The 13,247-nt window shown below is 70.8% G+C and carries 11 protein-coding genes; 6 read left to right on the top strand and 5 right to left on the bottom strand.

All coding sequences use genetic code 11. From position 1 onward, the window contains the following. The first annotated feature begins 4 nt into the window (after positions 1 to 4). Complete coding sequence (locus ACRX5W_RS27880; protein WP_436791106.1) at positions 5 to 883, top strand: ABC transporter ATP-binding protein; 879 nt, start codon at positions 5 to 7, stop codon at positions 881 to 883. Positions 884 to 1,015: 132 nt separating this feature from the next. On the opposite strand, the gene ACRX5W_RS27885 is transcribed toward ACRX5W_RS27880, so the two are convergent. The 4 genes from ACRX5W_RS27885 to ACRX5W_RS27900 all read right to left on the bottom strand — a co-directional run bounded on the left by ACRX5W_RS27885 (position 1,016) and on the right by ACRX5W_RS27900 (position 4,888). Further along, a complete protein-coding gene (locus ACRX5W_RS27885) occupies positions 1,016 to 1,663 on the bottom strand; it encodes a 4'-phosphopantetheinyl transferase family protein (protein WP_436791154.1) in 648 nt (215 codons plus the stop codon). A 146-nt stretch (positions 1,664 to 1,809) separates the two neighbouring features. Continuing rightward, the gene (locus tag ACRX5W_RS27890; RefSeq protein WP_436791107.1) at positions 1,810 to 2,679 is read right to left on the bottom strand and encodes a metallophosphoesterase family protein; all 870 of its coding nucleotides are present in this window, start codon (positions 2,677 to 2,679) and stop codon (positions 1,810 to 1,812) included. Between the two features lie 71 nt (positions 2,680 to 2,750). Further along, positions 2,751 to 3,158, bottom strand: coding sequence for a cell wall hydrolase (locus tag ACRX5W_RS27895; RefSeq protein WP_436791108.1), 408 nt, complete (start codon positions 3,156 to 3,158; stop codon positions 2,751 to 2,753). A 287-nt stretch (positions 3,159 to 3,445) separates the two neighbouring features. Continuing rightward, entirely contained in the window at positions 3,446 to 4,888 is a 1,443-nt protein-coding gene (locus ACRX5W_RS27900; protein ID WP_436791109.1) for a tetratricopeptide repeat protein, read from the bottom strand. Positions 4,889 to 5,438: 550 nt separating this feature from the next. On the opposite strand from ACRX5W_RS27900, the gene ACRX5W_RS27905 reads away from it, so the two are divergent. The 5 genes from ACRX5W_RS27905 (at position 5,439) to ACRX5W_RS27925 (ending at position 12,770) form a co-directional block, all read left to right on the top strand. Further along, entirely contained in the window at positions 5,439 to 7,652 is a 2,214-nt protein-coding gene (locus ACRX5W_RS27905) for an MMPL family transporter (RefSeq protein WP_436791110.1), read from the top strand. Positions 7,653 to 7,840: 188 nt separating this feature from the next. Beyond that, positions 7,841 to 8,431, top strand: coding sequence for a SigE family RNA polymerase sigma factor (locus tag ACRX5W_RS27910; protein ID WP_436791111.1), 591 nt, complete (start codon positions 7,841 to 7,843; stop codon positions 8,429 to 8,431). A gap of 236 nt (positions 8,432 to 8,667) precedes the next feature. Beyond that, entirely contained in the window at positions 8,668 to 9,501 is an 834-nt protein-coding gene (locus ACRX5W_RS27915) for a hypothetical protein (protein ID WP_436791112.1), read from the top strand. Between the two features lie 181 nt (positions 9,502 to 9,682). Beyond that, entirely contained in the window at positions 9,683 to 10,867 is a 1,185-nt protein-coding gene (locus ACRX5W_RS27920; protein ID WP_436791113.1) for a hypothetical protein, read from the top strand. A gap of 214 nt (positions 10,868 to 11,081) precedes the next feature. After that, on the top strand, positions 11,082 to 12,770 hold the full coding sequence (locus ACRX5W_RS27925; RefSeq protein ID WP_436791114.1) for a glycoside hydrolase family 6 protein: 1,689 nt from the start codon (positions 11,082 to 11,084) through the stop codon (positions 12,768 to 12,770). Between the two features lie 196 nt (positions 12,771 to 12,966). Here ACRX5W_RS27925 and ACRX5W_RS27930 read toward each other — a convergent pair whose 3' ends face one another. Continuing rightward, on the bottom strand, positions 12,967 to 13,236 hold the full coding sequence (locus tag ACRX5W_RS27930) for a hypothetical protein (RefSeq protein ID WP_436791115.1): 270 nt from the start codon (positions 13,234 to 13,236) through the stop codon (positions 12,967 to 12,969). Positions 13,237 to 13,247 lie beyond the last annotated feature (11 nt).

Consider the following 13,247-nt stretch of genomic DNA (forward strand, 5'->3'; position numbering starts at 1 on the left):
GACCGTGACCACCACCACCCCCAAACCCGCTTCCGGGCTCGCGGACCCGAACGACGCGGCCGACGGCGGCGCGTCGCGACTGCACGGCGACAACCTGACGCTCGGCTACGACAAACGCACCATCGCACGAGACCTCACCGTCGCGATCCCCGACCGGTCGTTCACCGTCATCGTCGGCCCCAACGCGTGTGGCAAGTCGACCTTGCTGCGCGCCCTGGCCCGCATGATCAGACCCACCGCAGGACACGTGCTGCTCGACGGCCGCGACATCGCGTCCATGCCGGCCAAACAGGTCGCCCGCACCCTCGGGCTGCTGCCGCAGACCTCGATCGCGCCCGACGGCATCACCGTCGCCGACCTGGTCGCCCGAGGCCGCTATCCGCACCAGAAACTGCTGCGCCAGTGGTCGCCGGACGACGAACGCGTGGTCACCGCGTCGATGCGGGCCACCGGCGTCCTCGAACTCGCGGACCGCGCGGTCGACGAACTGTCCGGCGGCCAGCGGCAGCGCGTGTGGATCGCCATGGCACTCGCGCAGGAGACACCGCTGCTGCTGCTCGACGAACCCACGACGTTCCTCGACATCGCGTACCAGATCGAAGTCCTGGACCTGTGCGCGCGGCTGCACCGCGAGGAGAAGCGCACCCTCGTGGCGGTCCTGCACGACCTCAACCAGGCCACCCGCTACGCCACCCACCTCATCGCCATGCGCGACGGCCGCATCGTGGCCGAGGGCGCGCCCGGCGAGGTCGTCACGGCGGAACTCGTCGAGGCGGTCTTCCGCGTGCCGTGCCGCGTCATCGACGACCCGGAGACGGGAACACCGCTGGTGATCCCGGCCGCGCCGGGGACACGGACGGGCGCGGCCCGGTGTGACGAGTAGTCCCCGGGCCGGCCCGAGGCCGTGATCCGCGGGGCGGGCCGCGTGGCGGCCGGTCGGTCGGGAACAGGCGGGCGCGCGACCTGCGTGAGGCCGCACCCGCACGGCGCCGGCCGGCCGGGGCAGGGTCCACCGTCAGTGCGTGCGCGGGACCGCGATCGCCGTCGCGGCGATGCCGGACGCGATCGTCCAGCGCCCCGCGAACACATCGACCGGGCGGTCCTCGGCCAGGATCCTCGCCCGGAACGCGCCGGCCGCCGCGTCGAACTCGACCTCGGCCTCCTCGAAGCCCAGCCACCGGTGCGTCAGCGGGAACCACGCCTTGTAGACGGACTCCTTGGCGCTGAACAGCAACCGCTCCCAGGGCACCTCCGGGCGAAGCCGGGCCAACGCGGCCAGATGCGCGCGTTCGTCGGCGGACGAGATCGAGTCCAGGACTCCCTCGGGCAGCTCCTCGGCGGGCTCCGCGTCGATGCCGATCGTCCACATCCGCGACGCCGGGGCGACCGCCGCCGCACGGTAGCCGACGCAGTGGGTCATGCTGCCCACGACCTGCGCCGGCCAACTCGGGGCACCGCGTTCACCCGGGACCAGCGGGGCCGGCGCAACCCCCAGCCGACCGAGGGCCAGGCGCGCACACCGGCGCACGGTGGTGAACTCGCGGCGCCGCTTGTCCACCGCCCGCACGAGGCAGGCCTCCTCCTCGGGGAACAGCACGGTCCCCGGCGGGTCGTCGAAGCACTCCTCGGCCGCCACCGCCGTCGGAAGGATCAGCGGCAGCAACGCGGTGCGTGCGGCAGGTGCGTCCCGTGCGGCGTGGTGTACGGGGGCGGGCGACGCGCCCTGCTCCCCGGCGGCATGCGCGCCGCCGACCGTCCGCGGTGACTCGCGCAGGGCCTCCGCCCCACCGCCGTCGAGTCCGTCACCGATCATGCGTCCCCCTCCTCCGCCGGCACGATCCGGCGCGGGATCGGCCTGCGCAGGCCGTTGCGTCGTTCGCGAGGGTAGCCGAGCGACACTTCCTCGAAGCGGACGCCGTCGTACCACGTCGTGCGCGGGATGTGCAGGTGCCCGTAGACCACGGCCGTGGTCGGGAACCTCATGTGCCAGTCGGCCGTCCGCACGGTGCCGCACCACTGCGCGAACTCCGGGTACCACAGCACGTCCGTGGGCGCGCGCACGGTCGGGAAATGGTTCACCAGCACGAACGGCGCGGCCGGGTCGGCGGCTTCGGCAAGCCGCGCCTCGGTGTAGGCGACGCGCTCCTCGCACCACGCCTGACGGCTCGGATGAGGCGCCGGGTCGAGCGTGAACTCGTCCGTGCACACGACGCCCGACTTGTAGGCGACTTCCAGGGCCTCCTCGCGCGTGGTCGTGCCGGGGGGCAGGAAGGTGTAGTCGTACAGCACGAACAACGGTGCCACGGTCACCGGACCGCCCGGGCCGGACCAGACCTCGTACGGGTCCTCCGGGGTCGCCACGCCCAGGTCACGGCACAGTTCGACCAGGTGCCGGTACCGCGCCTCGCCCCGCAGGCCGGGCCCGTCCTCCTTCGCCGCCCACAGCTCGTGGTTGCCCGGCGTCCACAGGACGCGTGCGAAGCGGTCCGCGAACAGGCCGAGGGTCTTGGCGATGTCGTCCGGGCGCTCGGCAACGTCGCCCGCGACGATCAGCCAGTCCGCGTCCGTTCTCGGCCGGACACCCTCCACGATCGCGAAGTTCGCCGGGATCGCGGTGTGCACGTCGCTGACGGCATACAGCGCCGGCTCGTCGGTCGTGGGCAGGGGAACGCTGGTCATCCCGCGACTTTATGCGCCCGAGGGTGCCGCCGGGGGGCGGGTGGCGGGTGGTCCGTGGCACCGCCGCAGTTTCACCCGAATGTCCGCACCGGGGCGCCCCGTGACGCGGCACGGACCCGCTTGGCGCCCAACAGTCGTGCGTAGTGCGGCCGTTTCGCGAATTCGGCGTACGACCAGATCGCCGGGACTCCGATCTCACGGCACAGGTGCAGTATCCGGTCTGTGCCGACGTGCAACCCGACGTGGGCGGCGTACCCTTCCTCCCGGTCGGGCCTTGCGCCGCCGTCGAACAGCACCAGGTCGAACTGTGCAGGCTGCGGAACGAGTTCGGTCGACAGGCGGTCCGCCCAAAGCTCGGACGAGCGCAACGGCGGTACCGGCAAACCGACATGGGCCAGGATCGCGTAGGCGTACACCTGGCAGTTCGCGCCGCCGGACAGGTCTCCCGGTGGGGTTGCCCCGGGGTGTCGTGCGGACACGTATGGCACGGAACGGAATTGCGGTGGCAGCGATTCGAGGGTGAGCACGGCGACCAGTCTCGCAAGGTGACGTGACTCCGCGACGACTCCGACATCGAGGCGTCCGCGAAGGAGAGCGCGCGGGCGCGGTGCCGCCGGGATCGCCGGGGCACCGCGCCCGCGACGGGCAGGCGGGTCGGCGGCGGCGCTCACACGCAACGCCGCAAAGGCCGCAGGCGGGCACGTCTGCGCGAACGCGCCGATTGCTTGCGGTGTTGCCGACCGGGTGCGCGGCCGTCCGTACTCACTCAAGCGCCGCCGTCGCCCCGCTGCCCCGCCCGTGCGCCGCCCCTCAACTCCTCCGCGCGCCGCCGTGCCGCCGCGGCCTCCGCCGCGCGGCCCAACCGCTCGGCGAGCCGGGCCTGCGTCAGCCAGTTGTAGGGGCTGCTCGGCCGCACCCCAAGGCGTTCGCTCAGCAGCGTCCGGGCGAGGTCGTCGCGCCCGCCGCGCAGCGCCGCCTCGATCAGTGTCTTCTGCACCGCGTCGCGTTGCGCGTGACTGCCGCCGTAGGTGTTCAGCCGGTTTCGCAACGGCAGCAACAGGTCCACGGTCTGGTCGTAGTGGCCTTGCGTGAACGCGATCAGCGCGCGGCATACCGGGACGCCGATCTCGTGCGTCATCGCGTGGTTCGCCACTCCCGGGTGGGGGGTGTTCAGCCACGCCTTCCGGTCGCGGACCAGTGCCTCCGCGTCGGCGAGGCGTCCCGCGCCCAGGTACGCCATCAGCGCGTGCACGTCGTTGAACGCGTAGAACGGCCCGTCGTGGCGGGCCGCCCAGGCGTCCGCGAGCCGGCTCCAGCGCGCGCTCTGGTCGTCGCCGGCCAGCAGCAGACGCCACAACAGCGCCGAGGCGTCCAGGAGTTCCAGCGCGTAGCCCTGGGACTCGGGCGTGTGCAACGCCGCGTCGTAGATCTCCAGCGCGCGGTCGGTGTCGCCGGCCTCGATCGCGTACAGCGCGTAGTGCCACCAATTGTGCACGGTAAGGAAGTTGCCGCTCGACCATGCGCTCGTCCGCGCGTCCAGGTAGGCGATGCCCTCCGCGAACCGGCCCTGCATCTCGAACGTGTGCACCACCGCGTGGATGCCCCACACATCATGCGGATTCGCCTCGACCGCCGCCCGGCCCACCGCCTCGGAGCGGTCGTAGAGCCCTGATTCCTCCAGGCCGAACGCGTACATGCCGGTCAACGGCCCGTGATGCGGATCCTCGGGGTCCCACGCGGACAGCGCGCCGCCCACGCGGTCGCGCAGCCGCACCGCGTCGCCGGTGAAGAAGTCGACCTGGTGGCCGACCGCGAGCGCCATCACGTCGCGCGGATACGCCACCGCCAACTCGCCCAACACGCGCCCGGCTTCGTGGATGTCACCGGCGAGCCACGCGGACGCCGCGTCGATGTGCGCGCGTTCGCGCGGCGTGGCGCCCGACCGGTCGAACTGGGCCCGGAACCGCTCGAACCGCTCGCGTGCCGCAGCCGCTTCCTTCTCCTCGGTGCCCAGCAGCCCGAGGTACGCCGCGAACGCCTGCGCGAGCGGCGACCGGGGTGCCGCCGCCACCGCGGACGCCGACGCCTCGACCATCTCGGGGCGGAAGAACAGCAGCGCTTCCAGGGCGCGTTCGAGATGACCGGCGGCCTCCTCGCCCGTGTCGGTCATCGCGTACCCGTGCCGGTCCCTGTGCCGGTCGGAGGTCATCCCCACTCCCATCCCGGGCGACCCCGTGCCACCCGTTTTCCCACCCAACGATTCAACCGCCCGATCGGCGCGGTGACGCGGTGACGGGCGCGCGTGGCGTTGCCGCCGAGCCGAACGGGCACGTACCCGCTCGCACCGCACCGGTCGAGGGGCCGCACGGGGCGCACGAGCCCACGCGCGGAGACAACTTCGTCCTGGTGCGTATGCCGGACGCACCACTGCGGCCGACGCCAGGCGGCGACGAGCCGGGCGCGGCAGGGCTCCGGTCGTCGTCCGCCTCGATCGCATCGGTGCCGGGGTGGGGGAAGGCGGCGGTCGAACGTGGGGCTAGGCCCACCCCGGCTCGGCGGCTGGCGGCAATGTCCGTGGACCGCCGCGCCAACAGACTCGACTTCGTGAAGGACACGTCGAGAGCCACGCACAGCTCGAACGCACCGAGCACGCCGGACAGTTCCGCGACACCGCATGCCGCGCCGCCGCCTTCGAACCTCGCGGCGGAGCGGCACACGCCGCACCGACACCAACCGCGACACAAGGGGGCCGCACAGTCATGAGGGCGCAGCACACACGGAAGACACCGGCCACCGTCCGCCTCGCGCGATGGAGCGCGACCAACCCCTGGCGCGCGATCGGCATCTGGGTCGCACTGGTCGTCGCCTGCCTCGTCATCGGCAGCGCGGCGGGCACCGAGAAGGCCGGTGCGAGCGACCTCGGCGTCGGCCAGTCCGGCCGGGCCGGCGAGATCGCCCGCGAGCACGGGCTGGTCGCTCCTGCGGCCGAGAACATCCTGATCACCGCGAAGGCCGGCGCGCTCGACCGGGACGTTGCGCAGAAGGCCGCCGCACGCATCACCGACCAGGCGCGTTCCCTGGAGGACGTCGCCGAGGTCGGGGAGGCGACGGCGTCCGACGACGGCAGCGCGTACCTCGTCTCGGTCGACCTCGCGGGCGACCCCGACAAGGCCCAGGACCACTTCGGCGACCTGGCCGACGTCCGCAAGGCGGTGCAGGAGGAGTTCCCCGACCTGCGCATCGAGCAGATCGGCGACGGCTCCGGCGGCAAGGCCATCGAGGAGCAGATCGGCAAGGACCTCGCGCAGGCGGAGATGTTCAGCCTGCCCGTCACCCTCGTCATCCTGATGGTCGCCTTCGGGGCGCTGATCGCCGCCGCCGTCCCGGTGATCCTGGCGATCACCGCCGTCGCCGCGTCGATCGGGCTCTACGGCCTCGCCTCCGCGGTGTTCCCCGACCCCGGCAGCGCCGCGAACATCATCATGATGATGGGCATGGCGGTCGGCGTGGACTACTCGCTCTTCTACGTGCGCCGCGAACGCGAGGAGCGCGCCAAGGGCCGCAACCGCCTCGACGCCATCGAGATCGCCGCCGCCACCTCGGGCCACGCCGTCGTCGTCTCCGCGCTCGCGGTCGCCGTCTCCATGGCGGGCATGTACGTCGCGGGCGACGCCATCTTCTCCGGCCTCGCCACCGCCGGGATCATCGTGGTCGTCGTCGCGTGCGGTGGATCGCTGACCGTGCTCCCGGCCCTGCTCGCCAAGCTCGGCGACAAGATCGACCGGCCGCGCGTGCCGCTGTTGTGGCGGCTGAGCGCGCGCGAGGACCGCGAGCCGCGCGTGTGGAAGGCGATGCTGCGTCCCGCACTCGACCACCCGCGGGCGACTCTCGGCATCTCCGTGATCGCCCTCGGAGCGCTCGCGCTGCCGACGTTCGGGATGAAGTTGCAGACCACGTCGTTCGACGACTTTCCGCGCGAGATGTCGGTGATGCAGACATATGACCGCATGACCGCGGCCTTCCCGAACAAGCACGCCGCCAGCAACATCGTCGTGCTCGCCCCCGAGGGCAAGGCCGCCGAGACACGTGCGGCACTCGACGAGGCGGTGGCACAGACCCGCAACCACCCGCTGTATGTCAAGGACGACACCGCACCCGTCAGGGTCGCGCAGGACGGCCGCGCCTTCTCCGTGCAGGTCACGTCGCCGTACGGCAGCGCCGGCGACGAGGCGGTGGACGCCCTCGACGTGCTGCGCGACGAAATCCTCCCGAGCACCGTGGGCAAGGTGGCCGGCGCCGAGTTCGCCGTGGAGGGCGAGACCGCGGAGAACGTCGACTACGCCGACCACGTCAAGGACAAGCTGCCGCTCGTCATCGGGTTCGTGCTGCTGCTCACCTTCGTGATGATGGCGTTCACCTTCCGCTCCGTCGTGATCGCGGCCAGCGCCATCGCGATCAACCTGCTGTCCGCGCTTGCCGCCTTCGGACTGCTCGTGGCGGTCTTCCAGAACACCTGGGCCGAAGGCATCCTCGACTTCACGTCCAACGGCGCGGTCATCTCGTGGCTGCCGCTGTTCCTCTTCGTGGTGCTGTTCGGATTGTCGATGGACTACCACGTCTTCGTCGTCAGCCGAATCCGCGAGGCGGCCGAGCGCGGCCTGAACACCCGGGACGCCGTCGAACGCGGCATCACGAGTTCGGCCGGCGTCATCACCAGCGCGGCCATCGTGATGGTCTCGGTGTTCGCGGTCTTCGCGACGCTCAGCATGATGGACATGAAGCAGATGGGTGTCGGTCTCGCCGCGGCGGTGCTCATCGACGCCGTCGTGGTGCGCATCGTGGTCCTGCCGTCGCTGATGGTGCTGCTCGGCACGCGCAACTGGTGGCCGGGCAAGGTCCCCGGCGCCCGGGCCGCGGCGCGGTACACGCCGCCGAGGCCGCCGTACGAGGTCCCCACGCGCTCGGTCGGCTGAACCGGCGCGGCGCGAGGCGGAAACGCCGATGAGGCCCCGGGTGATCCGGGGCCTCATCGGCGTTTCTGTCGTTGCTTCCCCAGACTTTCGCCGGATTCTTCGGCTGCCGCCGGATTCGTTGGGTTTCGGCCCGTAGGTGACGACGCGCCGGGGGGTGGTGCGGGCCATTCGGAACCGGGGCGGGAAAAATGCCGGTACGCCGACGCAACATTCCGGGGGCGTACTTCGTCCTCTTAAGCAACAAGACCATGACCGAGGGCCGAGGGGGCGGTGCCGTGACTCCGGACGAGGAGGAGGCGTTCACCGAGTTCGCGACGTCCCGCTACGGCGCTCTGCGGAGGACGGCGTACCTGCTCTGCGGAGACTGGCACAGCGCCGAAGACCTCGTCCAGATCACATTGGGAAAGGTGTACGCGAAATGGCACCGCATCCGTGACCCCGCCGCCGGGCCGGCCTATGCGCGGCAAGTGCTCGTCCGCGCGTATGTCGACCACACGCGCAAGCGCGGTCACAGCGAGATCCCCGTCGGCGAAGTACCCGACAGAGCCGGGCTCTGCGTCGACTCCGACCGGCGTCTGGCGCTGCTCGCGGCCCTCGCCGAGGTCAGTCCGGCCTATCGTGCCGTGCTGGTCCTGCGGTTCTGGGAGGACCAAAGCGTGGAGCAGACCGCGGAATTGCTCGGCAAATCCTCCGCCGCGGTGCGCTCGGCGACCACGCGCGGGCTGGAGCAGTTGCGCGGCATCCTCGGGCCGACCCTCGTCGACTTCGCGCATGCGTAAAACGCGTCCGTCGAAGCCGGCCCACACGTAGTCGGCGCATCAGCAGCCGTCCGCACGGCGGCTGTCGCAATAGGCAGTCAGCGCCCGCGCAGGCGTCTGAGCGGGATACCTGGAACAGAGACTTTCCTCACCATGCGAAATGCGCCCTTGATTCACCCCGTCCTCATCCGGTCCGAAATCATCCCTCGGATCCGATTCATGCATCCGACCGCCGAATGCGACATATGAATCGACCCATGAATCCGATCCTGGCAACCGACGCCCCGGGAGGTGAGACGACCATGCCGCAGGACGACGAACTCGCCGAATTCTTCCGTGCCGTGCTCCCGGAGCAGGAGCCCCCCGTACCGCTGAGGTTCGTTGCCGACGCCCGCCTTGCGGGGAAGCGCATCAAGGCGCGCCGCAGAATACAGATCGGGCTCGCTGCCTTCGCCGTCACCGCGGTCATGGCCGGCGCGGGCGCCGGCGCGTGGATGCGGGACTCGGCCGAGCAGGCGACGACCCCGACGGTCGGCCGCGATTCGGCCGGAGGCTCCCCCGCGCTCGACCGACTGGCGCTGGCCGTCCAACGGAACCTGGCCGAGCACATGCGCGAGCTGAACATCGACATCGCGGTCATGCCTGCCACGGCTCTGACCGAAGTCCGGCCGGTCGTCTGGCGCATCGACCTCCACACCAGGGGTGCGCGCACCGGTTGGATCGATATCGTGCTGCATGACGGGGGAGGAACCGCAAAATCGCGGCAACTCCTTTGCCCGGTAAGCGCGTTCGACCTTCGTGAGGGGCAGAATGTCCCCTGCGCCCTCAACCCCGACGCGGGCCGGCGCGTCCCCCCTGGCACCTCAGCCCCGCCCGACCCGATCGAGACGCTGGCGGTCGGTTCCCCGACCGGCCTCCAGGTCGTCGTGACCGCGCACCCGCAACCCGAGCCGACGGGAGTCGCCGAAGTGATGTCCACCGAACCGCACAACGACGGCGTTGCCCCTCTCGACGCGCTGGAGATGCGGGACATCCTGCGCCATGGCGACGCGCCCGCGGCATTGACCGCGCTGCTGGGCATAGGGGCGTGACGCTGTGGGTACCGCCCGGTGCCGACAGCGCCTTTCACCGAGCCCTTCGCCCGGCCCTTCGTCGAGCGCCCCGACTCCGGATCCCTGAAGCACCCCGTCCGGTTCCCCAGCCGGAACGCACACAAGCACGCCCCGAGCCAGGAAATTTATCCCGGTTTCAACCGTTTCGTGAGGTTTCCCCGTGCTTCTGAAGTCAACTCCGCCTCAGCAGAACACCCCACCGGTCCCGGTTCCGTCGGCGCGCGACACTCCCGAGCCGACGCCGACATGGTCCCGCCGCATGGCCGTCCTCATGCTCGGATGCGTGGCCGTCGCGGCGTACACCGGGTTGCGGATGCCGAGCCGGTGGGCCGTGACGCTCCAGGCGGTCTCGCTTCAGGACGGTTTCCATCGGCGCTTCCTGGTCGGCAGCGTGCTGCGCCCCTTCGCGGCGCCGACCGGTTACCCGTACGAGTTGTACGTCGCCGTCTCGTTCGTCGTCCTCGCGGCGCTCGTCACGGTGCTCGCGACACTTGCCGTCCGTACCCGCAAGCCTTTGCAGCGTCTGCTGGTCATTGCTTTTCTGCTGCTCCCCACGGGGGGCTACCTGTTCCACGAGATCGGCTACTTCGACCAGTTCCTGTACCTCGGCCTGTTCGGCGCGTTGTGGTTGCTGTTCCGCGGCAAGTGGATCGCCGCGTCGGTGACCATGGCGGCGATGGTGCTCATCCACGAGATCACGCTCGTGACCGTGCTGCCTTTGTTCTTCCTGGTCGCGATGCGCGAACTCCCCGTGCGCCGCGCCCTCATGGCCATCGCGCCGACGGTCGTGCTCGGCCTCATGGTGTTGATCGTCCCCGGGTCCGAATCCGGTGCCCCGGCCCGGTTCGAGCGCATCTTGATCGGGACCGACTTCCCGTTGCGACCCGACGCCCTTGCGCTGTTCGGACGCACCCAGTCCGACAGCTACGACTACTTCGACCCGTGGGACATCTTCGTCTACCTGTGGCCGCTGATGGCACTGGCCGCCGTCGGCATGCTGGTGTTCGCCCGGATGGGACGACGCCCGATGCGGCTGACCGCGTTGTCGATCGCGGCCGCCATCGCACCGATGGCCCTCTCCGTCGGCGGCTGGGACCAGGAGCGGTGGGCATTCCTGCTGATCGCGAACGTCTGCGTGGTGCTGTGGCTCTGGCTGGACGACCACGGCACCCACGAGGTCACCACCGCACAGGCCGGCATCATCCTCGCCGTGCTGCTGGTCGCCTCGCACGTGCCGCTGACCTTCTTCGACGGCTACGTACCCCGGCCGCTCACCGGAGAGGGACTGGACGTCCTCTGGCACGAACTCAGGTCCGGGGTGTTCTTCGACACACCACGACGATGAGACGCGACGGACTCGGTGCGTCGTCTATGTGAGGGCGGGCCCTGTGCCCGCCCTCACATGAGCACGCGATGCGGAGCGGTTCCCCCTCTGCCTCGTCGAGGAAGCCGCACCCGCGCGCGCCTGCGCAGCCCCGCGCAAGGGGGATAGTGGCGGGGCGTCGCGGCGCGTTAAGTTCCGTTTCGTTCACCGGAGTTCGTTGAGAGGGGAATCGCGCATGCGAACGCACCGATCCCTGCGGGAACGGCGAGCCCTCCTGGCCGGCGGGCTTGCCGTCGTGCTGCTGGGCGGCGGCGTCACCGCGCAGGCCACGGTCGGCGGCGGCCTCTCCGCACACTTCGCCGGCGACGGTGACGGTGGCAGCAAGGACAAGGGCGACCTCCTCCGCAACGGCGACTTCGAGCGCGGCACGGACTTTTGGTGGGCCTCCGGACAGGCCACCGAGAAGACCGTGTCCGGCGCGGGCATCGGCAGCGGCAAGGCGCTGAGCGTCCAGGCCCCGGCGGGGGAACAGCCGTGGGACCACATGGTCGGGCAGACGGGCTTCGGCCTGAAGAAGGGCAAGCCGTACGTCCTGCGCTTCACGGCGCGGGCGAGCGAGCCGGTCACCATCCGGGTGACCGTGCAGCTCGAAACCGCGCCGTACACCACGGCCCTCGACGGCTACGTCCCGCTGAAGAAGGAGGGCACCGAGGTTGCTCTCCCATTCACCGCCACGCAGGACATCAAGAAGGCCGCACTCACCTTCCAGCTCGGCGGCGCGAAGGCTCCGGTCACGGTCGTGCTGGACGACGTCTCGGCGAAGCCCGGCGGCACCGCGTCGAAGGACACCAAGAGGCCGACAACGCCGAGCGCCTCGCCCTCGGATACCGGCCGGGAAGCAGACGAACCCGAGGAAACGCCCACTACCGCGCCGAGTGCGAGCGCGAGCAGCAGTACTTCCCCGAAGCCGGCCCCGGCTCCGCCGACGACGGCGCCCGACACGTCGGAACCGGCCGCCGGCAATCCCCTCGCCGGCACCTCGGGGTTGTACGTCGACAGCGACTCGAACTCCGCCAACTGGGTCGCCGCCAACGCGGACGACCCGCGCGCCGCGCGCATCAAGACCGCGATCGCCGACAAGCCGGGTGCCCGCTGGTTCGGCGGCTGGAACACCGACATCCAGGCGGACGTCGAGGCCTATGTGGGCCGGGCGGCGAAGGCCGACAAGATGCCGGTCCTGGTGCCGTACAACATTCCCGGTCGGGACTGCGGCAGCTACTCCGCGGGCGGCGCCGCGACCGACGCGGCGTACCTGACGTGGATCGGGCAGTTCGCGCAGGGAATCGGCGACGAGCGCGCGATCGTGATCGTCGAACCGGACGCCGTCGCGCAGATCGACTGTCAGCCGAACGCTGCGGCGCAGGACGCCAGGCTCGCGCTGATCCGCGGTGCCGTACAGCGCATCAAGGCCGCCGCGCCCAACGCGTACATCTACATCGACGCCGGCAACGCGACCTGGAAGGACGCCGGAACGATGGCCGACCGGCTGGTCAAGGCCGGTCTCGGTGATGCCCGCGGCTTCGCCGTCAATGTGTCGAACGATCTCGCCACCGCCCAGAGCGCCGACTACGCGGACGCCGTCAACGCGGCCCTCAAGGCGGACGGCGGCAAGGCGGTCCCGTACATCGTCGACACCAGCCGCAACGGCAACGGCGACGCCAACCCGGGCGCGGGCGAGGCCAGTTGGTGCAACCCCGCCGGCCGCAAGCTCGGCCAGACCGGGGGAGTCGGCAGCGGTGGTCCCGAACTCGTGCTGTGGATCAAGGCGCCGGGCGATTCGGACGGCACCTGCGGCATCGGACCCGACATCCCGGCAGGCCAGTTCGACCCGGCTCTCGCCATTCGGCTGATCGACGGCACCTGATCCCCAACGGCCGCCCCGGCCTGGGGCGTTCGAAAGCGTTGGCCGCGAAGTGCCCGTCGCGGCGGGAAGATTGCCGATCGACACGCAACGGTGTCGGAGGCGGTTTTCCGGACAATCGGTTGCCGAGCCGACGGGGCTGACCGAACACGACTGTCCTGCCGGGTTGTTCGGCTCGGTCCGGGGCGCGCTGCACCCCTCAGACGGTCAGCACCACCAAGCCGCCGGCGACCAGCCAGCCCCACCGCAGCAACAAGAGCGTCGGCTGGGCGTGGGCCACGCCGCTGAGCAACAGAAAACCGCACACCCACACCACGGCGGATACTCCGGGGCCGGCCGCCCCGATCAGCAGGAGCAGGCCCAGATAGCCGAGCGCCGTCACCAACAGCGCCGGCACGATCATGGCGACATAGTCACCGACCGTCGGTTCTCGTCGGACGTACTGGTAGCGCGAAGTCGGACGCCGCACGTCGGTTCCCC

This window comes from Yinghuangia sp. YIM S10712 (assembly GCF_051388935.1).
Classification (GTDB): Bacteria; Actinomycetota; Actinomycetes; order Streptomycetales; family Streptomycetaceae; genus Yinghuangia.